General features: G+C 61.0%; 24 protein-coding genes and 2 tRNA genes. 7 read left to right on the top strand and 19 right to left on the bottom strand.

Annotated elements, in window-relative coordinates:
- Positions 1 to 13 precede the first annotated feature (13 nt).
- From VJS46_RS02590 to VJS46_RS02575, 4 genes are all read right to left on the bottom strand, one after another.
- Positions 14 to 1,063, bottom strand: coding sequence for a Leu/Phe/Val dehydrogenase (locus tag VJS46_RS02590; RefSeq protein ID WP_324057782.1), 1,050 nt, complete (start codon positions 1,061 to 1,063; stop codon positions 14 to 16).
- An 87-nt stretch (positions 1,064 to 1,150) separates the two neighbouring features.
- Positions 1,151 to 1,227: transfer RNA gene (locus tag VJS46_RS02585), tRNA-His, on the bottom strand.
- Between the two features lie 239 nt (positions 1,228 to 1,466).
- Positions 1,467 to 1,691: a hypothetical protein gene (locus VJS46_RS02580; RefSeq protein ID WP_324057781.1), complete on the bottom strand. Its 225-nt coding sequence runs from the start codon at positions 1,689 to 1,691 to the stop codon at positions 1,467 to 1,469.
- 19 nt (positions 1,692 to 1,710) lie between these two features.
- Positions 1,711 to 1,800, bottom strand: a tRNA-Ser gene (locus VJS46_RS02575).
- A gap of 176 nt (positions 1,801 to 1,976) precedes the next feature.
- Here VJS46_RS02575 and VJS46_RS02570 point away from each other — a divergent pair.
- The 6 genes from VJS46_RS02570 to dnaE all read left to right on the top strand — a co-directional run bounded on the left by VJS46_RS02570 (position 1,977) and on the right by dnaE (position 10,347).
- Complete coding sequence (locus VJS46_RS02570; protein WP_414707957.1) at positions 1,977 to 2,993, top strand: lytic murein transglycosylase; 1,017 nt, start codon at positions 1,977 to 1,979, stop codon at positions 2,991 to 2,993.
- Positions 2,977 to 3,885 (top strand): septal ring lytic transglycosylase RlpA family protein, encoded by a 909-nt coding sequence (locus VJS46_RS02565; protein ID WP_324057780.1) that lies wholly within the window; start codon positions 2,977 to 2,979, stop codon positions 3,883 to 3,885. The genes VJS46_RS02570 and VJS46_RS02565 overlap by 17 nt, the downstream gene beginning before the upstream one ends.
- A 30-nt stretch (positions 3,886 to 3,915) precedes the next feature.
- A complete protein-coding gene (locus VJS46_RS02560) occupies positions 3,916 to 5,079 on the top strand; it encodes a D-alanyl-D-alanine carboxypeptidase family protein (protein ID WP_324057779.1) in 1,164 nt (387 codons plus the stop codon).
- The gene (gene tmk / locus VJS46_RS02555) at positions 5,049 to 5,702 is read left to right on the top strand and encodes a dTMP kinase (protein ID WP_324057778.1); all 654 of its coding nucleotides are present in this window, start codon (positions 5,049 to 5,051) and stop codon (positions 5,700 to 5,702) included. The genes VJS46_RS02560 and tmk overlap by 31 nt, the downstream gene beginning before the upstream one ends.
- Positions 5,699 to 6,670: an AAA family ATPase gene (locus VJS46_RS02550; RefSeq protein WP_324057777.1), complete on the top strand. Its 972-nt coding sequence runs from the start codon at positions 5,699 to 5,701 to the stop codon at positions 6,668 to 6,670. The genes tmk and VJS46_RS02550 overlap by 4 nt, the downstream gene beginning before the upstream one ends.
- A 191-nt stretch (positions 6,671 to 6,861) precedes the next feature.
- Positions 6,862 to 10,347 carry a DNA polymerase III subunit alpha gene (dnaE, locus tag VJS46_RS02545; RefSeq protein ID WP_324057776.1) on the top strand — a complete coding sequence of 1,162 codons (3,486 nt, stop codon included), beginning with the start codon at positions 6,862 to 6,864 and terminating at the stop codon, positions 10,345 to 10,347.
- A gap of 18 nt (positions 10,348 to 10,365) precedes the next feature.
- Here the strand turns inward: dnaE and VJS46_RS02540 are convergent, their stop codons facing one another.
- The 3 genes from VJS46_RS02540 to VJS46_RS02530 form a co-directional block, all read right to left on the bottom strand.
- Complete coding sequence (locus tag VJS46_RS02540; RefSeq protein WP_324057775.1) at positions 10,366 to 11,436, bottom strand: PA0069 family radical SAM protein; 1,071 nt, start codon at positions 11,434 to 11,436, stop codon at positions 10,366 to 10,368.
- Positions 11,437 to 11,552: 116 nt separating this feature from the next.
- Entirely contained in the window at positions 11,553 to 12,818 is a 1,266-nt protein-coding gene (locus tag VJS46_RS02535; RefSeq protein ID WP_324057898.1) for a glycosyltransferase, read from the bottom strand.
- Positions 12,800 to 13,363: a helix-turn-helix transcriptional regulator gene (locus VJS46_RS02530; protein ID WP_324057774.1), complete on the bottom strand. Its 564-nt coding sequence runs from the start codon at positions 13,361 to 13,363 to the stop codon at positions 12,800 to 12,802. The genes VJS46_RS02535 and VJS46_RS02530 overlap by 19 nt, the downstream gene beginning before the upstream one ends.
- 92 nt (positions 13,364 to 13,455) lie before the next feature.
- Here VJS46_RS02530 and VJS46_RS02525 point away from each other — a divergent pair, with 92 nt between their 5' ends.
- Positions 13,456 to 13,941, top strand: a complete 486-nt coding sequence (locus tag VJS46_RS02525; protein ID WP_324057773.1) for a DUF6456 domain-containing protein — start codon at positions 13,456 to 13,458, stop codon at positions 13,939 to 13,941.
- A gap of 92 nt (positions 13,942 to 14,033) precedes the next feature.
- Here the strand turns inward: VJS46_RS02525 and VJS46_RS02520 are convergent, their stop codons facing one another.
- The 12 genes from VJS46_RS02520 to VJS46_RS02465 form a co-directional block, all read right to left on the bottom strand.
- Positions 14,034 to 14,570, bottom strand: coding sequence for an A24 family peptidase (locus VJS46_RS02520; RefSeq protein WP_324057772.1), 537 nt, complete (start codon positions 14,568 to 14,570; stop codon positions 14,034 to 14,036).
- 2 nt (positions 14,571 to 14,572) lie between these two features.
- On the bottom strand, positions 14,573 to 15,391 hold the full coding sequence (locus VJS46_RS02515; protein ID WP_324057771.1) for a hypothetical protein: 819 nt from the start codon (positions 15,389 to 15,391) through the stop codon (positions 14,573 to 14,575).
- A complete protein-coding gene (locus VJS46_RS02510; RefSeq protein WP_324057770.1) occupies positions 15,391 to 16,572 on the bottom strand; it encodes a tetratricopeptide repeat protein in 1,182 nt (393 codons plus the stop codon). Before VJS46_RS02510 ends, VJS46_RS02515 begins: the two co-directional genes overlap by 1 nt.
- 19 nt (positions 16,573 to 16,591) lie before the next feature.
- Entirely contained in the window at positions 16,592 to 17,563 is a 972-nt protein-coding gene (locus VJS46_RS02505; RefSeq protein ID WP_324057769.1) for a type II secretion system F family protein, read from the bottom strand.
- Positions 17,564 to 17,566: 3 nt separating this feature from the next.
- A complete protein-coding gene (locus VJS46_RS02500) occupies positions 17,567 to 18,568 on the bottom strand; it encodes a type II secretion system F family protein (protein WP_324057768.1) in 1,002 nt (333 codons plus the stop codon).
- 196 nt (positions 18,569 to 18,764) lie between these two features.
- Positions 18,765 to 20,042: a CpaF family protein gene (locus VJS46_RS02495; protein WP_414707956.1), complete on the bottom strand. Its 1,278-nt coding sequence runs from the start codon at positions 20,040 to 20,042 to the stop codon at positions 18,765 to 18,767.
- A gap of 96 nt (positions 20,043 to 20,138) precedes the next feature.
- Positions 20,139 to 21,332, bottom strand: coding sequence for an AAA family ATPase (locus VJS46_RS02490; protein WP_324057766.1), 1,194 nt, complete (start codon positions 21,330 to 21,332; stop codon positions 20,139 to 20,141).
- Between the two features lie 23 nt (positions 21,333 to 21,355).
- On the bottom strand, positions 21,356 to 21,997 hold the full coding sequence (locus VJS46_RS02485; RefSeq protein WP_324057765.1) for a TadE/TadG family type IV pilus assembly protein: 642 nt from the start codon (positions 21,995 to 21,997) through the stop codon (positions 21,356 to 21,358).
- Positions 21,994 to 22,527, bottom strand: coding sequence for a TadE/TadG family type IV pilus assembly protein (locus VJS46_RS02480; protein WP_324057764.1), 534 nt, complete (start codon positions 22,525 to 22,527; stop codon positions 21,994 to 21,996). Before VJS46_RS02480 ends, VJS46_RS02485 begins: the two co-directional genes overlap by 4 nt.
- Before the next feature lie 4 nt (positions 22,528 to 22,531).
- The gene (locus VJS46_RS02475) at positions 22,532 to 24,088 is read right to left on the bottom strand and encodes a pilus assembly protein TadG-related protein (protein ID WP_324057763.1); all 1,557 of its coding nucleotides are present in this window, start codon (positions 24,086 to 24,088) and stop codon (positions 22,532 to 22,534) included.
- 12 nt (positions 24,089 to 24,100) lie between these two features.
- Positions 24,101 to 24,490, bottom strand: a complete 390-nt coding sequence (locus VJS46_RS02470) for a hypothetical protein (RefSeq protein ID WP_324057762.1) — start codon at positions 24,488 to 24,490, stop codon at positions 24,101 to 24,103.
- A 13-nt stretch (positions 24,491 to 24,503) separates the two neighbouring features.
- Positions 24,504 to 26,093 (bottom strand): type II and III secretion system protein family protein, encoded by a 1,590-nt coding sequence (locus VJS46_RS02465; protein ID WP_324057897.1) that lies wholly within the window; start codon positions 26,091 to 26,093, stop codon positions 24,504 to 24,506.
- Positions 26,094 to 26,098: the final 5 nt, after the last annotated feature.

Below are 26,098 nucleotides of genomic sequence, written 5' to 3'. Positions count from 1 at the left end.
GAAACGCTTTGTCTCAGCCTCTTCCGATCAATTTTTTCGCCATGGCATCGGCAACGTCAGAGGCCGGAACGCCGCTGTTTTCGCTTTCCTGCCAGATGCCGGTAAGGCGACCGGGAATCTGTTCGATGCGGCTGTTCACCTCTGCCCGGTCGCCTTGGCCGAGATATTCGAGCGCAACATTGATGATGCCGCCCGCATTGATGACATAGTCGGGGGCATAGAGAATGCCGCGGTCAAGCACCCTTTCCCCGTCTGCGCGAGTCGCGAGCTGATTGTTCGCGCCTCCCGCGATGATGCGGGCCTTGATCTGGTCGATGCTGTCCTTGTTGATGACTGCACCCAGGGCATTGGGACTGAAGACGTCCGCATCGGTCTCCATGATCTGCTCGGGGGCGACAGCGGTTGCTCCGATTTCCTTTGCCATCGCCTTGGCGCGATCAGCATTGACGTCGGTGATGGTCAGCCTGGCGCCCTCCGCCGCAAGATAGCGCGCGAGGCCGCCGCCGACGCTGCCGACGCCCTGAATGGCGATGCGGACATCCTTCGCGCTATCGGTGCCCAGCCGGTATTTGATCGCTGCCTTCACCCCAAGGAAAACGCCATAAGCCGTGGAGGGGCCCGGGTCCCCACCAGCGCCGCCATCCTTCGGCGGCAGGCCAGAGACATAGCTGGTGGATTGCGAGATGGCGATCATGTCCGCTTCGCTGATGCCGACGTCCTGCGCGGTGATGTAGCGTCCGCCAAGCGACTCGACCGCCTCGGCGAAGGCAGCGAGCAGATCCTGCGTTTTCTTCCGGTCCTCGCTCGCCAGTATGACGCCCTTGCCGCCCCCCATCGGAAGCCCGGCCATGGCGTTCTTGTAGCTCATGCCGCGCGACAGGCGGAGAGCGTCGGTGATCGCTGCATTCTTGTCCGAATAATGCCAGAAGCGAACGCCGCCCGCCGCCGGGCCAAGATAGGTGGAGTGAACCGCAATGATCGCGGTGAGACCGGCATTGGGATCTCGAAAGAGGTGGACGCCCTCATGGTCGTCAAAATCGGGCAGGTCCCAGAGAGCAGGCATTACTTCGTTCCTCGCAATAATATTGCGGGGGATAGTAATCTTATTAGCCTGAGAAGGCCAGCCCCATATTGCTCAATGCCGGGAAAATGGGGCGATCGACGGGATCCGAACCCGCGACCTCTGGTACCACAAACCAGCGCTCTAACCAACTGAGCTACGATCGCCACAAAGCGCCAGGCCGAAAGATGACCAGCGCGGAGGAGGCACATAATGGCGGGGGTGCCCCAGCGTCAAGCGCTGTTGTGGAAATGAGGCGAAAAAGCGGGCGGGTCAGGCTGTGCCTTGCGCCGTTTCAAGGATAATGCTCCCGCAAAGTGCAGGCGAAGTGGCGACCGGGTGGGCTTGCACCCGAGGCGGTTTTCAAGTTTGTTGGACGTCCACCGCTTGCGGGTGCGGGGCGCCGCTATGAGCTGAGGTCAAGATTTTTCACGGCAGAGGCAAGCTCAGCCATTTCCATGCCGATCTTTTCAAGTACGCCTGGCGGTGATGTCTGGGTGCGACCGAAGCAAAGGTCGCCGCGTAGTTTCTCGTGGCTTTCAGCCATCCGAAGAACCGCATAGGCGATAGCAAACTGACCGTCTCCCGCACGTGCGCGGTCTTCAAACTCATCTAAGATATGCTTCGTCATGCCTTGCGCCCCATGAGATTGGCGGACAGGGTGGGATTCGAACCCACGGTGGGCTTGCACCCACGGCGGTTTTCAAGACCGCTGCCTTAAACCACTCGGCCACCTGTCCGCGCCTGCCGGCGGGTCAGACCTCTTATCGGCGATGTTGGCAAATCGGAAGGGCAAAATTCCCATAAAGGGGATTCACCTGCCGGGCGGTCTGTGTCACAACCATGAGCAGCATTTTGATTAAACAAGAATATGCAGGTCAGGGATATGCGATTTCTTGCGATAGCCGCCTTGCTGATGGGCACGTCGACCTCCGCCCAGGTGCCGATGAGCGTGCCGGCGCCACAGGTTCAGGTTCAGGAGGTGGCGGGGTTTCAGGCTTATCTTATGTCGCTCCGGCCCAAGGCGCGGGCTATAGGGGTGAGCGACGCGACGCTGGACAATGTGCTGCCGACGCTGACCTTCAATCCGCGCGTCATTCAACTCGATCAAACGCAGCCGGGCGGCTCCTTTGATTCTCCTATCCCGAATTTCGAGCCCTACCGGCTCCAGCATGTCGACGCGGAGCGGATCGGCCGGGGAAGGATCGCCTATCGGGTCAATCGCGACAAGCTGCGGGCGATCGAGCAACAGACCGGCGTCCCTGAATCGATCATGGTCGCCATTTACGGGCATGAGACCAATTATGGCTCCTTCATCGGGGACTTCGATCTCGTCCGGTCGCTGGCGAGTTTGTCGTTCGAAGGACGGCGACGGGCGCTGTTCGAGCCGGAGCTGCTTGCGGCACTGAAGATGCTGGATGAAGGTGTTCCGCGGTCCCGGCTGGTTGGAAGCTGGGCCGGGGCTACAGGCTATCCGCAATTCCTGCCGTCGGTCTATCTGCGCGTAGCCAAGGATGGCGATGGTGATGGCAAGGCGGATATCTGGTCCAGCGAGGCAGACGCGCTCGCCTCCATCGCCAATTATTTTGTCGATGCTGGCTGGCGCAGAAATGTCCCCTGGGGCGTAGCCGTCACGGTGCCGTCGAACCTCAATCGGGAAGCGATCGCAAACCGCACGGCCGCCATGCGCTGCCCGCGCGTTTTCGAGCGGCACAGCATGTGGAAGAGCATGGCGGAATGGCGGCAATTGGGGCTGGTGCCTCTAGCCGCGGCCTGGCCGGGCGACACGGTGATGGCGACGCTGCTGGAGCCGGACGGGCAGGGGAAGACGGCCTATCTGCTGACCAGCAATTATCGTGTGATCCTGGATTATAACTGCTCGAATTTCTATGGCTTGTCAGTGGGGCTTCTGGCTGATGCGGTGGACGATTAGGCAGGCATTGATCCCGGGGGCGGCCATGCTGCTCGCGGGATGCGGCATGGTGGATGGCAGGGGAGACAACCGGCTGCCCGGCCCGCCCCGGCGCAACGCGGCGCGGCCCGTAGCCGATTATCCGGTGAAGATCGGCCAGCCTTATCAGGTGAACGGCATCACCTACACGCCTGCCGACGTGCCCGGTCATGATGAGGTCGGCTATGCAAGCTGGTATGGCGGCGATCATGAGGGAAAGCCGACGGCCAATGGCGAAAATTTTCGCTCCGAGGGCATTTCGGCCGCGCACAAGACCTTGCCCTTGCCCTCTTATGTGGAGGTGACTTCGCTGGAGACTGGGCGGACGATCCTGGTTCGGGTGAATGATCGGGGTCCGTTCGTGAATGGCCGGGTCATCGACCTGTCAAGTGGTGCCGCCCGGCAGCTCGGCATGCGCCGCAATGGCATTGCGCCGGTGCGCGTGCGCCGTGTCAACCCGCACGAGCAGGAACGTGCGGCGTTGCGGGCGGGCAGGCAGGCGGTAGAACGCTTGGCCGCGCCCGAACCGCTGCTGGCGGCGCTTCGTCAGAGGCTCGGTGGGCCGCAACGGCCGGCAGCGCCCGTCCAGTTGGCCTCGGCGGCGCCGGATGCGGGGGTGACCTATGCCGTGCCGCTGTCCTCGGAGCCATCAGCGGCCCGCGGGGCTTATGTCGTGCAGGCGGGGGCCTTTGCCAGCCGCGAGCGGGCCGATGGCCTCGCGGCGCAGATCGGGGGCTGGGTAGCGCATAGCAATGGCCTCTGGCGCGTGCGATACGGCCCCTATTCCAGCGAAGCCGCCGCACGTCATGGCGTTGAGAAAGCGGTAGCGAAAGGCTATTCCAATGCCCGCATTATGACTAATGACGTCAGATAATCCGCCTTGCGAATCCCATAGAGAGACCGAATGAAAACCCTTCTGACATCCGTCCTTGCTCTTGCCCTGGCCGCCACTCCCGTTGCTGCGGCCGCGCCGCCCTATAATACGGAAGCGCCGATCGCCTATATGCAGGACTTGTCGTCGGGTGCGGTGCTCTATTCCAAAAATGCGGACCACCGGATGCCCCCCGCCTCCATGGCGAAGATGATGACCACGCATATCGCCTTTCGCTTGATCCAGAGGGGCGAGTTGAAGCTGGATCAGAAATTCGTGGTACGCCCTGAAACCTGGAAGCAATGGCATGGACCGCAGGCGGGTTCCACCATGTTCCTCTCGCCGGGCGAGGAAGTGAGCGTCGAGAATCTGCTGCATGGCATAGTGACGCTTTCCGGAAATGATGCATGCGTCGTGCTGGCAGAGGGGATTGCCGGAACGGAACAGGCCTTCGTCGCGCTGATGAATGAAGAGGCCAAGCGGCTGGGCATGAGCAACAGCCATTTTGGAAACAGCAATGGCTGGCCGGATGAGGGTATCACCTATACCACCGCGAAGGACCTTACCCGGCTGGCGCGGGCGACCGTTGAGGAAACGCCGGACCTTTACAAGCAATTCTACGGCACGCGCGAATTTACCTGGGGCAAGACCATGGGCGGCGCCGCCATTACACAGGGCAACCGTAACCCCTTGCTCGGCAGGGTGGAGGGCGCGGATGGACTGAAGACGGGCCATACCGAGGAAGCGGGCTATGGCTTTACAGGTTCCGCTGAACAGAATGGCCGCCGCCTGATCATGGTGGTGGCGGGACTCGATAGCTTCAGCGGCCGCATTGCTGAATCGGTCCGCTTCATGGATTGGGGCTTCCGTGCCTGGAAGGCGCAGCCGCTGTTCAAAAAGGGGCAGGAAGTCGAAAAAGCGCCTGTGCAGCTCGGCAGTGAAAGCGAGGTCGGGCTTGTCGCTCCCAAGAATCTGGCGGTGACGCTGCCGCGTGGGGCAAGTGCCAATATGACGGTAAAGCTGGTCTATGACGGACCAATCAAGGCGCCGATCAAGAAAGGCGACAAGATCGCGCAACTTGTTGTGTCGACACCCGACACTGCGCCGCAGGTGATGCCGCTGGTAGCTGCCAATGATGTGGAAGAAGCCGGCATTTTCGGCCGCCTGTGGAACGGCTTCATGTCGCTGTTCGGGTGACCGGCCGGTTCATCACACTGGAGGGTGGAGAGGGCGCGGGGAAGTCGACCCAGCTCAAGGCATTGGCCGCCGCGCTGTCGGCCCACGGCCTTGAGGTGGTCACGACCCGGGAGCCCGGTGGGAGCGCCGGGGCCGAGGTGATCCGCAAGCTGCTGCTCAAGGGCGAAGGCGACCGCTGGAATCCGCGGGCCGAAGCGCTGCTTTTTGCCGCTGCACGGGCCGATCATGTGGAAAAGACGATCCGCCCGGCTCTGGCCGCGGGAAAATGGGTGATCTGCGATCGTTTCCTCGACAGCAGCCGCGCCTATCAGAGCGAGGGCAGCGGCCTCGATGATGCCGACATACTGGCTCTGCATCGCTTTGGAAGCGAAGGGCTCCTGCCGGATCGCACGCTGGTCCTGAAGCTACCGCAAAAGGAAGCCGAAGTTCGGGCGGCCGTGCGCGATGGGGGCGAGACGGACCGTTTCAGCGCGCGGGACAGGGCTTTTCACCGGAAGGTTGCTGAAGCCTTTGAACGCTACGCGGTGTTGGAGCCCCAACGCTTTCGTCTGATCGACGCATCCGGCGGTGCCGAAACGGTGACAGTGCGACTGATGGGCGCGCTTTCGGACCTTCTGACATGAGCAGCCTCGTGGGTCAGGAGGCGCAAGTGCAGGCCTTCCTGGCGGCAAATGCCGGGCGGATGCATCATGGCTGGATATTGGCGGGCCCCAAAGGGCTGGGAAAGGCCAGCTTCGCCCGCGCCGCAGCAACCCGGCTGCTCGCCGAAGCCGCCGGGCCGCCACCTGGCAGTGAAGGGCTGTTCGTCGCTGGAGGGCACCCGATCCGCTCCCTGATCGAGGCGGGAACGCATCCAGATTTCAAATATCTCACTCGTCTCGAACGGGAATCAGGAGACCTCGCCCGCAACATCGGCGTCGATCAGATCCGGTCGCTGCAGCGTCTGTTCAGCAATGCCCCTTCGCTTTCCAGCCGCCGGGTGATCATCATTGACGCGGCCGATGACTTGGAACGCGGGGCGGCCAACGCGCTCCTCAAGAATCTGGAGGAGCCTCCTCCGGGTACGCTGTTCCTCCTCGTCAGTCATGCGCCGGGGCGCCTGTTGCCGACGATCCGTTCCCGCTGCCGGTTGCTGCGCTTTTCTGCTTTGGATGACAAGCAGATGGAAGCGGTTTTGAGGAAGGAACTTCCGCAGGCGGTCGCGCAAGAGATTGCCACACTGATAAAGGTTGGGGAGGGCTCCCCCGGCAAGGCGCTGAGCTTTGCGGGCCTGGATTTGGCGGGAATTGAAAAGAGTTTGGAGGTAATCATCCGGGATGGGGATCCCTCCAACGAGGAACGGCTGGCATTGTCGCGCGCGCTTTCCACCAAGGCGGGGCGCTCGCGTTATGAAGCCTTTCTGGAACGCGCACCTGCTTTTATCGCGGCGCAAGCGAGGGCCGGAAAGGCCGCAACGCTCCCGGCCGCGATCAAGGCCTGGGAAGAGGCGCGACAGCTCTCCGCCAGCGCGATTCCGCTGTCGCTCGATCCAGCAACGGTGGTGTTCGAGATGTGCGGATATGTTGCAGAGGCTGGGCGGCCAGAGGGGTGAAACTGGCTTCTCTTGAAATGTTTAACAAAGAAAATCGTCGTCCCTGGGGAGGCAGGGACCCCGCTTCTATTTCGGAACGACAGCGGAAAAGCTGGGTCCCTGCCTTCGCAGGAACGACTGATTCGGCTTGGTAGAAAAGCCAGACATCCTTTCCCCTTTCCAGAATCGCCTCCCCTCCCTAGGTTCCTTCCATGCCGCACACCTCCTTCGTCCCCCTTCGGATTTTCTCCTCTTACACCATGCTTGAAGGCGCGATTGAGCCGAAGGGCATCGCCAAGCAGGCGAAGAAGCTGGGCTTTCCCGCGGCTGCGCTTACCGACCGGAACGGGCTTTATGCAGCAATGGCCTTTTCCGACGCATGCAAGGGCGACGGCGTGCAGCCCGTCATCGGCACGATGCTGTGCGTCGCCAGGCCTGGCCGGCCTGACAATGCCGTGCCCGTTTACGACTGGCTGGCACTCTATGCCCAGGATGCGGCCGGCTATGACAATCTGTGCGCGCTTGTATCGATGGCGCACCTTGAACGGCCCATCGAGGAACAGGCGCATGTGTCATTCAGCGCGCTTGCGGGACGGACGGATGGTCTCATAGCGCTGACGGCAGCGGGAGAGGGTGGTCTTGCGCGGCTATTTGCCGAGGATCAGCCCGACGCCGCCCGCGCCTATGCCGGGCAACTTGAAGTGCTGTTCCCAGGCAGGCTCTATGTCGAAATCGCCCGGCGCAACGATCCGGTTGAGGAAAAGGCGGAGGCAGCACTGATCGATCTCGCATATGCGCGGGATCTGCCGCTCGTCGCCACCAATCCTTGCTGCTATGCCGAGCCGGATTTCCATTTGGCCCACGACACCATGCTCTGTATCGCGCAATCGTCCTATGTGGACAGCGACGATCGCCTGAAGAGCTCTCCCGATGCCTGGATGAAGCCTGCGGCGGACATGGAGCGGCTGTTCGAGGACTTGCCCGAGGCGCTTGCCAATACACTGGTCGTGGCGCAGCGCTGCGCCGTGATGGCGCCCAAGCGCAAGCCCATTCTGCCGAGCCTTGCCGGTGACCGGGAAGGAGAAGAACGGCAGCTTCGGGCGGACGCAACAGCGGGGCTTGAGATGCGGCTTGAAAAGCTCGGCATTACCGATCCCGACAAGCGCAGGGAATATTTCGACCGCTTGGAATTCGAGCTGGGCATCATCATCCAGATGGGCTTTCCCGGCTATTTCCTGATCGTTGCCGATTTTATCAAATGGGCGAAGGAGCATGACATTCCGGTCGGGCCCGGACGTGGTTCGGGCGCGGGATCGGTGGTCGCCTGGGCGCTTACCATCACTGACCTCGATCCGCTGGCGCTTGGTTTGCTGTTCGAGCGTTTCCTGAACCCTGAACGCGTGTCCATGCCGGATTTCGACATCGACTTCTGCGAAACCCGGCGGGGCGAGGTGATCCGCTACGTCCAGAACAAATATGGCGCCGACCATGTGGCGCAGATCATCACCTTCGGAAAGCTGAAAGCGCGGGCGGTTCTGAAGGACACCGGCCGCGTGCTGCAGATGAGCTACGGCCAGGTGGACCGGCTCGCAAAGCTGGTACCCAATCATCCGACCGATCCCTGGACCCTGGAACGCGCCATGAACGGCGTCATGGAACTGGAGCAGGAGTATCAGCGCGACGCACAGGTCAAGCGCCTCATTGACCTAGCCCGGAAGCTGGAGGGCTTTCCGCGTCATAGTTCCACCCATGCGGCGGGCGTCGTGATTGGCGACCGGCCCTTGTCGAAGCTCGTCCCGCTCTATCGTGATCCGCGGTCCGACATGCCGGTCACGCAATTCGACATGAAATATGTCGAAGGTGCTGGCCTTGTGAAGTTCGACTTCCTGGGCCTCAAGACCTTGTCCGTCCTGCAAAAGGGCGTGCAGCTATTGAAGAAGCGCGGTGTTGAGGTGGATCTCGATCTCCTCAAATGGGATGATCCGGCGGTTTATGAACTGCTCCAGCGTGGTGACACAGTGGGCGTGTTCCAGCTCGAATCAGAGGGCATGCGCAAGACGCTGGCGCAGGTGCGACCGACAAATTTTGGGGACATCATCGCGCTCGTCTCGCTCTACCGGCCGGGGCCGATGGACAATATTCCGATGTTCGGACGCCGCAAGAACGGTCAGGAAGTGATTGAATATCCTCATGAACTCCTGTCCGGCATTCTTTCGGAAACCTATGGAATCTTCGTCTATCAGGAACAGGTAATGCAGGCAGCGCAGATCCTGGCGGGCTATTCGCTGGGCGACGCCGATCTTCTTCGCCGCGCCATGGGCAAGAAGATCAAGGCCGAGATGGACGCACAGCGTGAACGCTTTGTGAAGGGCTGTGCGGAAAACAGCGCTATTCCGGCGGCCAAGGCCAATGAACTGTTCGACTTGATCGACAAGTTCGCTGGCTATGGCTTCAACAAGTCGCATGCTGCGGCCTATGCTCTGCTCGCATATCAAACAGCATGGCTAAAGGCTTATTATCCGGCAGAATTTTACGCTGCATCCATGTGTTTCGACATGCATCAGACCGACAAGCTCTGCATCTTCGTGGACGATATGCGGCGGATGGAACTTGCCTGTCTGGCCCCCTGCATCAATGCCAGCGAGGCGGAGTTCTCCGTCGAGCCGCACGGAGATGGCTTTGCCGTTCGCTATGCCTTGGGCGGCCTGAAGGGCGTGGGTGAAAAGGCGATGGAGACCCTGGTCGCTGAGCGGCATGGGAAGGGGGCGTTCCGCAGCCTCGACGATTTCGCCAACCGCGTAGAGCCGCGCCTCCTTAACCGGCGGCAGTTGGAAAGCCTGGCGGCCGGAGGCGCTTTTGACAGCATCCACCCCGACCGGGCGGGGGTATATGCGGCCGCCGAAACCATTTTGGCGGTTGCCGCAAGCGCCGCTGATGCCCGAACCAGTGGGCAGGGCGGACTTTTTGGCGCTGACGAGGTGAAGCAGCCGGATATCCAGATCCCATCCAATGTGGACTGGTCACTGTCGGAACGGATGGCGCAGGAAAAGGACGCCTTCGGCTTTTATTTCTCTGCGCATCCGGTGGACCGGTTCCGCCCCATTGCCGATGCGAACGGCGCCAAGAGCTTCGGCCTGTTGTGCAGCCAGCCCGCTAGTGCCGACGGAGGCCGCGCCGGAGCGGTTATGGCAGCCCTGGTCGAAGAGGTCCGCTGGCGTGATACCAAGCGCGGCAGGCGTTATGTCTCGGCAACTCTGTCTGACAGCAGCGGGCAGTTTCAGGCGAGCTGTTTCGACGAGGATGTCTGCAAGCAGATCGACGAACTCGGCAAGGAGGGGGATTGCGCGCTGCTGACCGTTGAACTGGAGCGCCAGCCGGGAGAAGAAACACCGCGTGTCACGATAAGAGCAGTTCAGGCTTTTTCCCGACTTTCCAATCAGGCACGCCTTGTGCTTCAGCTTGACATTGAAGATGCAGCGGCGGTCAGCGCAGTCGCGAGGCTGGTCGCGAACAGCAGGGGCGGACGGAGCGAGATCATTCTCAGGGCGCGTCTTGAAGACAGCCGCATCGTGCGCGTGCGCCTTGGCCGTGATTTCATGGTGGAAGCTGAACTTGCCGCCCGTATCGGCAATCTGCCGGGCGTTGTTCATCATGAATTGAAGGCCGCGGAGTCGCCAAGACTTGCCCTGGTGTCCTGATCAGCCAAGTCAGTTCCATTAGAACAATTCCATTTGATCTCCGGGCGGTGGGCGAAAAAGGTCGGTTCGGAGACGCAGCCGCTCGGCCATATTGAGCCCATACCGGATGCAGGCTTTGCGAAACCGGGTTTTCAGCAGTTCCGCCCAGACGCCGTGCCCCCGCATTCGCGATCCGAATTGAGGATCATTGTCACGACCGCCGCGTATATCGTTGATAATAGCCATGACCTTGGCGTTCCGGTCCGGAAAATGCTCCTCCAACCAAGCTCTGAACAGCGGCGCCACTTCGTACGGCAACCGGACAATGATGAAGGACGCGCTACTGGCTCCTGCCAGAGCGGCGGCTTCCAATATATTTTCCATCTCATGATCGGTGATGGCGGGGATCACTGGAGCCACATTGACATGGGCGGGTATGCCGGCAGCCGCGATCTGCCGTATGGCTTCCAGCCTTTTTGCGGGGCGGGGCGCGCGTGGTTCAAGGGTTCGGGCAATGCGCGGGTCGAGAGATGTCACCGAAATACCGATTGCGACCAGGCCGTCCTTCGCCATGTCGCTGAGCAGGTCGAGGTCCCGAAGCACGCGATCCGACTTGGTTGTGATGATCAACGGATGACGGCAATCCCGCAAGATGCTGATGCAATCGCGGGTGATCCGCCAGTCCTTCTCGATTGGCTGATAGGGATCGGTATTGGTGCCCATGGCGATGGGAGCGGGGCGATATCCGCGCTTCGAAAGTTCAGCCCGTAGCAGCTTTGGCGCATCGGGCTTGGCGAACAGCTTGCTTTCAAAATCGATGCCAGGTGAAAGGTCATGAAAGGCATGGGTCGGCCGGGCAAAACAGTAGATGCAGCCATGCTCGCACCCGCGATAGGCGTTGATCGACCGGTCGAAGGCGATGTCGGGGGAGCCGTTGCGGGCAAGGATGGTCTTGGGATGCTCAATCATTACGGTCGTGCGGAGCTTGGGCGGAGAACCATCAACGTCCTCCCGCGCGTCCAGCCAATCACCGTCCTGTTCCCGCTCAGGAAGGCCAAATCTCGTGCTGGTCCCGTTGCGAGTCGCACCGCGTCCGTCAATTCTCGCCATGGGAGCAATAGAACATATAGAGAACATTTTGGCAAGGGATAGGGCTTGGGATAGGGTTGTTGGTCTTTTCTTCCCTTGAAAAATGACGCGTCGTTCCTGCGCGGGCAGGTGGCCCGCTATTTCTCAAAACCCTGTCGAAGAGAAGCGGGTCCCTGCCTGCGCAGGGACGATGGGGATGAGTCGTTGCAGGGTCTTATGGACCCTATTATTTCCAGGAGATGCGCCAGCAGCGTATCGCCATTGGCTTGCCAGGTAAAGCGGAGGGCGCTTGCTCTTGCTGCCGATGGATCGGGAGGATCGCGGAGCAACTCGCCTATGGCGTCGGCGATGGCTTTGGGCTCTCGCGCCACGATGCGGCCCGCCGCCGGACGATCCACGAGCTCTTTCGCGCCGCCCGCGTCGCTGATTACGAGGGGCGTGCCGCAGGCGAGCGCTTCCACCCAGGCGTTCGCGAGCCCTTCGGAGGATGAGGGAAGCGCCATCACGTCTGCGGCTGCCAGAAGCTGCGGCAATTTTTCGTGCGGAACGCTACCAAGAAAGCGGACGCGACCGGCTACGTTCAACTGATGAGCCAGTTGCTCATAGCCCTTCCGCGCAGGGCCTTCGCCCGCCAGCAGCAGCGTTACGCTCGGCAGCAACGGGAGAGCGCGGATCAGCAGGCCCTGCCCCTTTCGCGGGATGAGAGCGCCCACGCTGATGACCACGTCGGCGGAAAGGCCCAGTCCCGCCTTCGCCGCGATCCTGTCCGGCGTGGGAAAGAAGCGGTCAAGATCGACGCCTGTATAGTGCACCTTGATCTTCGCTCCATCCATGCCGATGGCGATCATGTCATTGCGGAGCGCCTGCGACACGGCGAGGAGACCCGACGCGGCATCGGCGGCGGCACGGATCATCGGCGCGGTGGATCGCTTGCGCGCCCAATGATGGATGTCCGCTCCGCGCGCCTTGATGGAAAAGGGAATGGAAAGGGCGCGCGCCAGCATCATGGCTGCGGGGCCATCGGGATAAAAGAAGCTGGCGTCGATCACATCAAAGGGCCGTACCTCATGAAGGCTGCGGACTAATGGCAGGACGGACCGGGCAATGCTGCCTGGATGAAAACGGCCGCCAATGACTGGGATGATCGGGAAGCGAGGGCGATAAAGCTGCAGCCCCCGCCATTCTTCTTGCTGGGGAAGCTTTGCCAATGGAGCGTAGCGGCGGAGGGCCGAAAATGGCGCGGGCGGAAGTCCGAGCGGTGCCACAACTGTCAGCTCGACCTCTGGCCGAATCGCCAGTTCACGGGTCTGACGCTCCACGAAGATACCGAAATTGGGCCGGCTAGTGTCCGGGAACAATGTCGAAAGGGTAAGGACCCGCAGAACTAAAGCCCCCGCACCAATTTCGTAGCGACACCCATCCAAGCGGGGTCCGTGATCACCTGCTGCCGCATGCCGCCACCCAGGGGCACCACGTGCAGCTTGCTGTCCTCGCGGCCGACCAGGCGGCCGAACAGGAAGCGCCCGGCCGGACGGGGAAGCAGGACATCGCGGTTAAGTGCATTTACAAAGGCTTCGGGCTGGATGCGTTCGCACCAGATTTCGTCGCCGCTGCGATAATCGCCAATGCCGCTCGTCACCCGGACGGCGATAAGGCCTGGAGAGGGCAGCGGCGGAATGACCTCTGACGCCTTGGTCGGAGCATGAGCGCCCTTTTGCCCCAGCAAGGCGGCGACCGGTATGGTCTTCTGGTCTGGAAGGCGGACGAGATCGGCCGATTGCACGCCCAAGGCGTCTGCAATGCGATTGAGCCAACCGACGGACACTGTGCGGGTGCCCGTTTCGAGTCGCCCAATGGTCTGGGCGGTCGTGGGCGGATCGCATCGCTGCGCCACATCCTCTAGCGTCAGGCCCTTCGCCTTGCGGATTTCGCGGATGCAAGTGATCATGTCGCGCTCCATGTAACCAAATTGGTTTTAGGCTTTCCTACATATTTGCCGTTGTGGCAAGTGCGTTGTGCGCACCCATTGGAGGAAACGGCATGACGCAATTGATCCAGGCACCTGAACAGACGTCTCAATATGTGGAGCAGATATTGAAAGACGGTGACGGTATCGCCCGCAAGGTGATGGTGCACCTGGGCGAATCCCCGCTGCTCTGGCTGCGTTCGCGCAAGCTCCTGACCGACAGGCAGTTCCTCGCCGGAGAGACGCTGAGGCGGGATTGGGAGATGGCGGGCCTTGGTCCTCGCGTCACCATGCGCTGGGATGCGTCGCCGCCGGCGGGCGGCCGTAGGGGGGCGCACGGCATGCCCGATCCCACCGTGGCGCAGCTATCGGCGCGGGAGAGGTTTCATGGCGCGCTTCGCGATGCAGGGCCAGGGCTTTCCGATATCCTGTGGCGCGTGGTTTGCGCCGGAGAAGGCATTGGCCATGCCGAAAAGGCGCTGCAATGGCCCAGCAGGGCAGGTAAGCTGGTGTTGACGCTGGCATTGGACCGGGTTGCGGGCTTTTACTGGATCAGGTGAGATAGGAGACGTGTAGCGCAGCGTGGCCCTGAACTTGTCGAAGAGCTTACTTCCTCTACAGAAGGAGCTTCGACAGGCTCAGCCCTTAGGGTTTACTGAACCCCCAATGCGCTGCCCGCGATGTAACCGGGCATTTTCGCCTGTCCGCTCGGATTGACGCCCTGGAGGAAAATGCAGAGGATTGCCCCCACCGCAATGGCCACACCATAGGGGATGGGGCCGCGCCGGTCGAAGATCGCCCATTCCAGCCTGTCCCTCATGCCTGCAGGAACGGTCCGCCGCACGAGCGCCAGGATCACCGTCAGCGCGGCGCCCGACATGGTGACGTAAAAAACCAGTGGGACGATGCCGGAAAAGTCGAACCAGAGGGCAATAGCGGCAAACAGTTTCACATCGCCGCCACCCAGCCATTGCATGGCGAAGAGGACAAGGCCGACAATGAGGATTATCAGGAAGTTGACGCCGTTCATCCAAACATCGGCTTCAGGTCCCGCTACCGCCACCCAGGCGGGAAAGAGCAGCACGACCAATATCGGAAAGATGTTGGCTATGGTCAGCTTTGCAATGTCCTGACATGCGGCGACGGCCAGCAGAGCTGAAAGCAGATATAATATGATTTGCGACACCATGCTTATTCTCCGGTAATCGCGGAGAGGTTGGCGCTCGCCCGCTGATTGAAGCTGTCACTCGCATGCAGCGAGCGGCTGAAATAGGCTTTTGCCTCATCGGTCCTGCCGGCCAGGAGTGAGGCATAGCCCGCATTGTTGAGACGCCGCGCCCGTTCTGTCGGCTCTTCGGCATCGCGGCTCGACAATGGCTGACCAGCCATGGTTCGGGCGATGTCGGCATTATTGGCGTAACGTTCGTTCCGGGGATCGGCCTTCCGGGCCGCCTCAAACAGCCGCGTCGCTTCGGTAAAACGGCGCTGAAGCAGGAGAGAAAAGCCGTAATTGTTCATGACCGAAGCGCGATCACCGGTTAGGCGGAAGGCGGTTTCATAGCCTTTCGCGCTGCCCTCCCAATCCCTTGCGAGATCGAGCGCAATGGCGAGCGCGTTCCAGGTGCGCCAATTCTCGGGACATTTCTCCGCGGCCTCGCGAAGGTGTGGCAGGGCGTCGGCGGCATAATGCTGGCGCATCAGTGCGGTGCCAAGACCCGCCTGTGCGCGGCAGTCGGCAATGCCTCGCTTGTCGAGATCGGCAAAGGCGGCGAGGGCCTCTGCATCCCGATGCTCGGCCAGCGCCAATTCGGCGCTCGCAATATCGAATTCAGTGCTGACGGCATTCCCCTCAGCAAGGCGCCTGCTGCCCAGCATGGCGCGCGCCTGGACCAGACGTCCTCCCTCAATCGCCTCGCGAATGAGGACATAGTCGGTGGTGGCGGTCTCATCCTGCGCAATGGCCGGGGAGGCCAGCAGCACCGCGAGCAAAATGCCATATCCTGCACGCATCAGGCGGCACCGTCCTCCCCGGTCCAATCGAACCATAATGCGCTGACGAGCAGTTCATTGCTCACGGGTGCATTGGCCCAATGGAGCGCGCAGGCGCCGCTGTTCTGTTCCTTTTCATCCCCGACAGGCAGGTTCGCCGACGCTGGGTAGAGCAGGGGCAGGTCGATGGCATTTCCACGGGCCCCAAGCCGCCGCGGTGCGAAATCGCCGGTGAACACCTTCATGCTTCCGCCGGTCGAAACAAGATCGAATTCGCTGACCGGGCGAAGGGGAGCCGCACTGGGGCATGGCTGCGGTAAGTCCGTGGGTGGCGTAAATGCCAGTTCCATAAGCTCACCAGAATCCGCAGCCGCGGCCAGCATCAGGCTCGAAATGTCGAGGCGAGGCTCGAGCGGCCGGTTCGTGGCGAGGGTCGCGACGGGGACGTCGGTAGGGCGTTCATCGGACTGAACAGCGTTATTCTGGGCGCCCTTCTGGGCGACTTCGCGAGTGCCCTCCGGAACGGCGGCAGGTATGGCGACCGTGACGGAATGTCCCGGACGGGCAGCGAGCTCAGCTTCCTGCTCCTCCTTATCCGGGGCAGGGATCGGCACGGTGATCGACCGCCCTGGCTTTTGGGGAGCATTGCTGGACGTCGCCAGGAGCACTTCCCCCAGGGACAGCCGTTCCAGCCGGGGACCGACGAACCCTGCAACCGCATCGGCAAAAGCCGACGCTTTTTCGCCGGCGATCTGCGCGAGGGAGCGGAGCCCACTTGCTTGGCGTGCCGCCGCGGGGGCATTGCCTTGGTCAAGCTCAGCCAATATTCTGGCGGCCTCGTTCTTCAGCCCCTGCCGCTCAAGCGAACGGGCGAGGTTCCGGTAATATTTCGTTTCATGAGGCGCATGGGCCAGCGCCATCTCATAATTGCGGCGGCTGAGGTCATGCCGGCCAAGCTGGTCATAAGCAATGGCCAGACCGTTATAGGCGGCAGCACTGGCAGGATCGAGGCGGACAGCCTTGCGATAGGCATCCACCGCCAGAGCATATTCGCCCCGGCTAAGCAGCAATTGGGCCTTTGCGAGGCTGGCGGGCGCCGTCTGCACGGCCTGCTCGCCCACTGCCGTGATGCGCAACTCGCCTTTTTGAGCGCAACCGGCCACCAGCACCGCTAAGGATGCTCCAAGAAGAAAAGCCTTCATTTCTCCCCCCTCATTCCCCCTAATGCGACATATATGGCATGACATCGCGCAGGATGCGGATCACTGCGGGCAGCATCAGCACGCCGATCATCACCGGCAGCATGCAGGTGACGAGCGGAATGGACAGCAGCACGGGCAGCCTGTGCGCCTTCTCTTCAGCGCGGAGCCGCCGCTTCTCCCGCATTTCCGAGGCATAGACGCGCAACGTCTGGCCAATGCTGGACCCCAATTTCTCGGACTGGATCAGCAGCGTCGAAAAGGCCCGGATCTCATCCACCTGAATGCGATCGGCCATGCGCCGCAAGGCTTCTTCCCTTGCCCGGCCCGCGCGCATTTCCAGCACGACCGCGCCCAGCATGTCCGCCACCAGCGGCTGCGGCAGCGACATTTCGCGTCCCACCCGGTCGAATGCTGCTTCCAGCCCCAGGCCCGCCTCGACACAGACCAGCATCAGGTCCAGCGCATCGGGAAAGCCGTTGACGATCGCTTCCCGGCGCCGCGCGATCTTGGCCGAGATGAAGAGGTTGGGGAAATAAAGCCCCATGACCGCTAGGGCCGCCCCAAAGAAATAAAGCTTCATGAGACTGGGCGGTTCACTGCTGAGCAGCGACGAGATCACCAGCACGGCAGGAAAGAGCAGCGTGGTCACCAGGCGGATCAGGGTGAAGATGCGTGGCGCTTCCTTCGACGTATACCCCGCCGCGATCATTTTCGCGCGCAGGCTGTCCTGATTGGTGTCGACGAGCGAAATGCCCTGCTTCTCGATATGGTCGACAAGCTTTGCCCAGGCGCTGTTGCTTTTCTGCGTCCGCAGCGATCCGCCCTGGATCAGGGCCGCAGCCCCGGTTTCGGCGATGCTGTCCAGCCGCCTGCGGACCGCAGCCCGGTTCACGACGATGCTGTTCACCAGCACGACCACCATCATCACCACCAGGAAGATGATGGTAAGGAAGGCCATGCGGGATAGACCGGTCAGTGGGATGTCAAACATGGCCTAAACCTTCAGATCAATCATGCGGCGGATGGCGATGAAGCCGATGGCATAGAGGGCGAGCAGCCCTGCGAACCCCGCCACAAAAGCTGGCTCGCCCGCTACATCGAGATAGAATTTGGGGTTGAGCAGGAACAGGCCCGTAAAGGCCATGACGGGTAGGGCGGTCAGGATGATGGCCGTCATTCGCCCTTCCGAACTCAGCGCCCGGACTTTCATGAACAGGTTCGCCCGCTCGCGAATGACTTGGGACAGATTTTCGAGGATTTCGGCGAGATTGCCGCCGGTTTCGCTCTGTACGGACAGGCAGACCACGAACATATGCATGTCCTCAAGCCCCCAGCGGTCCGCCATCCGCTGCAGCGCGTCGCGGAGGTCCGCGCCATAGGTGACCTCGTCCACGACAATGCCGAACTCGCTGCCGATGGGATCCTGCATCTCGACGGTAAGCAGTTCGAGGGCCGCCGCGATCGGGTGCCCGGCGCGAAGGCCGCGGACGAACACATCAAGGGCGATCGGGAACTGTTCCTGAATCTTCTTGCGCCGGTTCTGCGCCAGCCGCGATAGCACCATCAGGGGCAGGCCCATGCCCAGGCAGAAGGAAAAGGCCAGCACCATGAGGACGACGCCAATGCCCAGCGTGTAGCCGCCAAGGCTCGCCAGCAAGATGGTGACAAGGAAGATAAGGAGCGTAGCGCCGATGATTCCCACCAGCACGGCACGCGCCGGAACGCCAAGGCCGGTCGCGTGCAATATGCGCTCGATCTTCATGCCGAGCTTGCCGATCGGACCCAGTTGCAGGAACAGGTCGTCGCCAAGATCCCGGCGCAGCTTGGACAGTACCACGCCACGGTCAATGCCGCTCGCGATCATTTTCAGGCGCTTGTTGATGGCTTGACCCGTGCCGCGCCGATGGCTGATCCAACTCACCAGCCCCTCGACCGCCAGCATCACGGCGGCAAAGATCAGCACCAGCAGCAGGAAGCGGATGAATATCGGGCTCATCTCTGATCCTCCCCCAATTCCTGGCGGCAGTCCATCGTCCCTGCGAAGGCAGGGACCCAGCTATTCTTCAACGGTGTCCCAAAGGAAGCGGGGTCCCTGCCTTCGCAGGGACGACAAATATATGCTCCCTTTGACCCGCGGATCGTTCTCGATCCGACCGTGCCGGCCAAGACCGCCTTATCCCCCCCGCCCAGCATCATTCGATCCTTGCGTCAGGCCGGAACAGGTCCGCAGGCAGATAAATGCCCCGGTCCGCCAGCTCATTCATGAATTTGGGACGAATGCCCGTGGCTTCGAAGTGGCCCAGAACCGTTCCATCTTCGGAGCGGCCGGTCATGCGGAAGCGGAAGATTTCCTGCATGGTGATGACTTCGCCTTCCATGCCGGTGATTTCCGAGAGGCTCACCAGCTTGCGCCGTCCGTCCGCGATGCGCTGAACCTGGACCACGACATTGAGTGCCGAGGCGATCTGTCCGCGCGAGGATTTGGATGAGATGTCGATGCCGCTCATGCCGATCATCTGTTCGACGCGGGACAGGGCATCACGTGGGGTGTTGGCGTGCACCGTGGTCATGGAGCCGTCATGGCCGGTATTCATCGCCTGAAGCATGTCGAATGCCTCACCAGCGCGAACCTCGCCCACGATGATGCGGTCGGGCCGCATGCGCAGGGCATTCTTGACCAGGTCCCGCTGCGTCACTTCGCCCTTGCCCTCGATATTGGGCGGGCGGGTTTCGAGACGGGCGACGTGCCGCTGCTGAAGCTGCAATTCGGCCGAGTCCTCGATGGTGACGATCCGTTCGGCATCATCGATATAGGCCGACATGGCATTGAGCAGGGTTGTCTTGCCCGAACCTGTGCCGCCGGAAATCAGCACATTGCGCCGCGCCGCGACAACCGCCTTCAGCACTTCCGCCATCGGGGCGGGAACGCTGCCCAATTCCCCGAGGCGCGCCATGCTGATCGGCACCTTCGCGAATTTACGAATGGAGAGCAGCGCCCCGTCAACCGCGAGCGGCGGGATGATGGCATTGACGCGGGATCCGTCGGCAAGCCGGGCGTCCACATAGGGAGAGGATTCATCGATGCGGCGGCCAACCGCACCCACAATCTTCTGAATGATGCGCAGCAGGTGCCTTTCATCCTTGAAGCGGGTGGGGGTTTCCTCCAGCCGGCCGTGGCGTTCGACAAATACCTGGTCGTGCGTGTTGACCAGAATGTCCGTTATGCTGTGGTCCTTCAGCAGCGGTTCGAGCGGCCCCAGGCCCAGCAGTTCGTCCAGGACGTCGGAGACCAGCCGCTTGCGCTCCTCATGATTGAGGGCGTGCTTTTGCAGGGCGAGCTGCTCATGAACGATCTCGCCGACCTCGACCTCGACCTGCTGATGCGACATGCCGTCGAGCGCGGAAAGATTGATGAGGTCCAGCAGGCGCTTGTGCAATTCGACCTTCAGGTCGGTATTGCGGTCGATCATCGTGCCGTCGGCGATGTCCGCACCCTCCAGGCTGGCGCGTTCCGCTCCGGTCGCCAATTTGCGCGCTGACCCGTTTCTGTTGATCTGCCACATGGCCTATTCCCCGCCTTCCAGCAATTGCTTGCAGCCATCGACGATGGTGCGGAAATCCTTGGAAACCTTGCTTTTTGATTTAAGGTCGTCGATCAGCACGCCCTGATCCAGCGCTGCATTCACCAGCGGAAAATCGTTCGCGATCGTGAAGGCGATGGGATGGCCAAGCGCCTCCTGCGCCTCATCAAGGCCGATGGAGCGGAACAGCTTCTTTTCCACACGGTTCGCCACCACCTGTATATGCGTTCCGTCAATGTCCTGGCTGCGCAGCAGCGATAGCTGCCTCCGGGCCTGGCGCAGGCTGGGGATGGTAAGTTCCACCACCAGCAGCACCACCTGCGAGCGTGCCACCAGCGAGAGCGACCAGTTGGTCCAGTTGCCGGGCAGGTCGAGCCACACCGTATCGAACTCCCGCGTGGCAAGATCGATCACCCGGTAGATCTGCTCGGGATTGACCGCCTCTATCGGGAAAATATCCTCCGGCGCCGGCACCAGGTGCAGCCCGCTCGGCGTTTCCAGTGTGACCGAGCGGAGCAGGTCCGCATCCACACGGTTCCCCGCTTCCAGCAGGTCCGTCAGGGTAAGGGGCGACGTCAGGCCAAGGAAGGTTGTCGCGTTGCCGAACTGGAGGTCGAGGTCGAACAGGCAAACCTGCTCCCCCGACTGCTTGCCCTGCCGCGCTTCCAGGCTGGCCGCCTGCGTCGCCAGCGTCGTCGCGCCCACCCCGCCGACGCTTTTTATAACAGAAATCAGCCGCCCCGCCTTTGCTTCATGCGCATGAAGATGGGCGATCCTCTCCCTTGTCTCGGTCAGCGCCGCCGTCAGCTCCCGCGAGGAGAGGGGGAGGGAGATGACGTCCTCGATCCCGGCCTTTAGCAGGGCTCGCACAACCGACAGTTCCGGATCGCGCACGGCGGCGATGATCGGCAGCTTGGGATAGTCCTCCCGAAGCGCGGAGAGCCGCCGCAAGGACGCCTCCATGCCCGGCTGCACCTCCACAACCACGCCCTTCGCCTTGGCGAGCAGGTCTGAAGGCACTGCCGATCCCGCGCCCAGCATGGTAAGCGCCACCGAAAAGCCCGCGACTTCCCCCACGGGCACATCCGCCGCCGCAATCTCCGCCTCGGAAAGGATCAGGTGAACGCAACGCTCACCCACATTAAGGATCCAGTCGCCCGCCGGTTGATCAGCTTTCATGACTACGCCCATGGGGTGTTCCTTTAGTTCGAGACATTGCCTTGCCCGTCTTCCATCGTCAGGGCGGCGCTGAAATCCGGCAGAGTGATGGTTCCGTTGAACAGCATGAATGTAATGGGGTGGAAGGTCATGTTTTGAAGGCTGACCTTGACTAATGGCGACACGTCAGCTCCGTTTGGGTCGCCTGCAAAACCAAGACCGATGTTCTTATATTCGATGACGACATTGTCGGTTTCGATTTCCGGAAACAAAGCCTGCATCCGGGTTACCAAACCATCGAATGCATTAGTATCAAGCACTGCTTCTATCTCTGAACAGGCGCTACCCTCGCAAGCCGGAGTTCCATCAGCTAAGTCGTCCGTGCAGTCGTTTTCTTCAGTACATATCAGGTAGTCAAAAGTAGTACTCGGGACAGCATCTCCTTGCGAAACGCCACCGTCGACAGTAAAGCGATAGTCGAATAATTCTCCTGAAACCATGCTTGTCGCGACGGCATAACGCACGCCTGCTTGAGTTGCCTTTTCTGCCTTGTTCCAGGTCCACATCAATCGGCCAACGTCGAGCATGCCGAGCAAGAATATTAGCAGTAGTGGCAGAACCATTGCGAACTCAGCCGCTGAGGCAGCCTTTTTATCGCGTCCCAGGTGAATGAGAATATTTGTCATATACCCATCACCACTGATTGCGCCTCGGCATTAAGCGACAAAGTACTGCTCTCGAAACCTAGATCGGTAAATAATGAACTATAAGGAACAGAGGCAGCTACAGTAACGACCGGCACATTGTCCAAACCATCATAAATTCCTGAGTAAGCCGGGCTAGCGCTGTCCGAAGCCACGCAGTCATATGTTATCGTGACTGTGGTTATGCCATCGGTCCATCCGGAGAGCCGTGCGGTTCCTCCATCATCAATTTGGCCGGTTCGAACAAGATTCTGTGTGTCTTGTTCTACCGTCCCTCCCGGGATGTTGTCAGGTGAAGCTGCGGTGCAGGGATAGTTTGTAAGATTTAATCGGGCCGCATACCGTGCTCCATCCCGAACGGCTTTCACCACCACATGTTCGCTCAAGAAATAGTTTCCCAATTCAAAGGCGCCGAACATCAACACGATAAGAAACGGCGTCACGAGCGCCATTTCGGCCGCTGCTGTTCCGTTTCGACAAGAAGCGAACCTAAAGAGACTGGCCGGTTTCATGCAATCACCGGATCAGATACGGAACGTCGCGGCGTATCACCTGCGAACCCGTACTTTCGTTGCCAACGACAGTATTGTTGGCTACCACTTCGAAATAGACGTCTGTGCCTGTAGCTCCGTTTCCACGGTTAAATGCTGGCTCTACAAGGAACATGTCCACCCATTTACCTATCTGGGCGGGAACCGATGTTCCACTAAGTTGTGCGCAATTGTCGACAATAGCTACGGTAACCAACCTACGGTCACGGTCGGCGTCCAGTGTTCCGCTAGAACATTGGGGCGCGCCATATTGTCGTAAGGTGCCCCCCGCACTGACATTATTGGGAAGGTTGCTGGGCGTGGCGGACTCCAGTTCCCAAAGATAAGTTTCATAGCGGGTCATGGTCTGCCAACCGCTGGGTTTGGTTGAATTATGGTATTTTGTGAAATAATCCTGACGGGCCCAATTGCCGTCTCCAATACGCTGCTCGTCAGCGTTTGCACCCGGGCAATTTTGACTGTAGCTGGTATAGTGGCAATTGTCTCTCGGCAAACCCATAGCATCGACGCCGTTGGTGTCCATTTGCGTGTTGACAGTTTGACTGGCACTGTAAGCTTGCGGCGAGAACTGGTTTGAAGGCAACTGCCAACCTTGGTTGTGCAGTTTGCAGCCTTGGCCCGTATTATTGGCGTTTTGTGGACGAACAAGATCCTTAACAACGTTTGCGGCTGCTGGGCAAGATCCACTCCAGCAGGCACCCAAGGTTGATCCTTGTCCGGAACCAAAGTTGTAAATATCGAAGCGAGTGTTGATTGCGTCGAAGGCGGGTGCGGTAACGCCTGGATCAACATCATTGCTCTCGACATTCAAGCAATCCAGGGTGGGGTCCTGATAGGCCAGTGCCGAAAGCAAATCCGGCGCGCCAACATCATCCTGACCTACATCAAGGAAGCCGAAGTTCCCGGGTGCCCAGGCATTGCCTGATTGACCGACGACTTGAATGCCGAAGCCACGAAGAGAGTTGTTCGCATTGAATTCCGTGTTTGGCTTCGGATTGCAGATCATCAAAGGAGGAACTTTACAGATTGCTCGACCAAGCCCGGCGGCAGCCGACGCCGTTATTTCGCCAGAACTAATGGCGTCGACCAGCGGCGTCAGTGCGTAGAAGGCTTCTCGTCCCTCTACGGTCACCTGTACGACCCGAGCATCCTCGTCGTCCGTTGTGACGTCACCAAATTCGTCATTTTCCTGATCATAGCTTTCGTAAAACGTCAGTGTTGGCACACCGATGGCAGTGCCATCTTCATGACCATCATTGGCAAAGCGCGTATCGTTGGCGATAAGTTCTTGGGCTGCCGCTGTTGCTCGCGCGATCGCATCGTCTTCGCCGTCCAACTGCGTCACCGCCGCCAGTGCCGCCTGGTCGGCCGCATTCTGCAACTCGCTGTCCATTGCCGCCAGCCGCGCATAGTCGAACGCGATGCCGCCTACGCCGATGAGCGCAAATAACGACAGGCCGATTGTCGGCGCTACTGCGGCGCGTTCGGCCTTCAGTAATCGGCGAAGCAAGCTGCCCGGCATGTCACGCCTCCCTTATCTTGAGCTACCGCCGCTGCCGCCGCTGATCCCGCTGGTGGTGCGGATGGTCTTGACCTTCTTGACCTTGTCGGTGCGGTAGCGTTCCACCGCTCCCTTGGCGAGGTCACCTGAGCCGCCCTCATTGGGCGTGCCTGCATATTGCGGATCGGGGTCGATCACTTGCAGCGCATAATTGTGCCGGATCGAGCCGCCCAGGGTCGGGTCGTTGGGAGTGCAGGCGGTGAGGAGGGTGGCGCCCAACCCTACTGCCGTCATCCCTAGGCCCACTTTCGTCATCCCCGCGAAGGCGGGGATCCATCCCCTGGGCCGTCCGCTTGACGTGATGTTGGGAGATGGGTTCCCGCCTTCGCGGGAATGACGAGTGAATTTGAATGCTTCGGTCATCACCATCTCTCCCTTAAAGCTCATAGCCATTGGGGCCGGAAAAGCCCGTCCCCGGTTCGCCCGCCTTGGGTGCGGGAGCCGCCGGGGCCTTGGGCGCTTCGGGCGGCATTGCGTCGGGGTTCAGCGGATTGATCCCCACCGCCTTGTCCGTCCGGCCCATCAGGAACAGGTCCAGCTCATGCGGCGGCAGCACGCGGTCGGTGGGCAGGCTCACCTGATCCGCCTTCATCGGCTGGACGAGGCGCGGGGTCACGATGATGACCAGCTCGGTCTCAGCCTTTTGAAAGCCGGTGGAGCGGAACAGCGACCCAATGATCGGGATCGAGCCCAGGATCGGGAATTGCCGTACCGTGTCCTGGAAATCCTTTCGCAACAGGCCCGCAATCGCAAAGGACTGCCCATCGCGCAGCTCCAGCGTGGTGCTGGCGCGGCGGGTCTGCAGGCCGGGGATGACCAGGCCGCCCACGGTCACCGAAGCGGACGGATCGATGGAGCTGACCTCCGGTTCGACCACCAGGTTGATGATGCCGTCCTCCAGCACCGTCGGCGTAAACCCTAAGCTGACGCCGAAGGGCTTGAACTCGACGGTGATCGTGCGGCCATTACCACCGCCGCTGCCGGAGCCACCATCCTGCGCTACCGGGATCGGGAACTCGCCGCCCGCCAGGAAGGATGCCGTCTCACCCGAAAGCGCGACCAGCGTCGGTTCGGCAAGGGTCGTTACGACCCCTTTCTTTTCCAGCGCGTCGAGAACGGTGGTGATATTCAGCTTGCCGATGTCAAAGGAGCCTCTGACGATTCCAAAACTATCGAGTATCTCGGCGAAATTGATGACGCCGTTGCCATTCTCGTCGGCGAGGAGCGAGACATTGCCGGTGCCCCCGTCAAATTTCAGGCTGTCGCTGAAGAAGGAATTGTTGATGCCGATCTGCTTGGCGGCGCTTCGCGTGACTTCGGAAAAGCGCACTTCCAGCATCACCTGCTGGGACGCACCGACCGACAGCATGTTGACGATCTTGTCCCCGGCATAGGTATGCGCGATCTGCACCGCCCGGTCGACCGCCGGAGCGCTCGACACGGTGCCGGTCAGCACCACTGCCTCATTGGACATGCGGGCACCGATCTTTTCGCTCGGCATCAGTTCGGAAAGCTGGCGGCGGAGGCCCACCACGTCCGGCCCGACGGCGATATCGACCACCGCGATCAGATTGCCCTTGTTGTCATACAGCGTCAGGCTGGTCGTGCCCATCTTCTTGCCCAGCACATAGAGCGAGCGGTTGCTCATGGGCAGGATGTCGGCAATCTCCTGATTGCCTACCAGCGCCTTGGTGAAGGGGCGGTCAACGGTCAGGATCTGGCTCTTGTTGAGCGGAACGTCGAGTTGCCCGCCATGCATCGCGTTGTTGACCGAAAGCGCGGCGCTTGAAGCATTCTGCGCCAGGGCCGGAGCGGGCAGGGCGGCTGTGGTGCCCGCGAGGAGGAGGGCCAGGGCGGCTGCCTTCAGCTCCTCCCCGGTACGGGGAGGGGGACCGCGACGCGAAGCGGCGTGGTGGAGGGGGGTCCCCTCTTGATGTTGCGTCTGGAGGGAAGCCCCCTCCACCACCCTGC

Source organism: Rhizorhapis sp., from assembly GCF_035276005.1.
GTDB lineage: Bacteria > Pseudomonadota > Alphaproteobacteria > Sphingomonadales > Sphingomonadaceae > Rhizorhapis.
The sequence above is the reverse complement of the archived record's forward strand: the minus strand, read 5'-3'. Positions and strand labels throughout refer to the sequence as shown.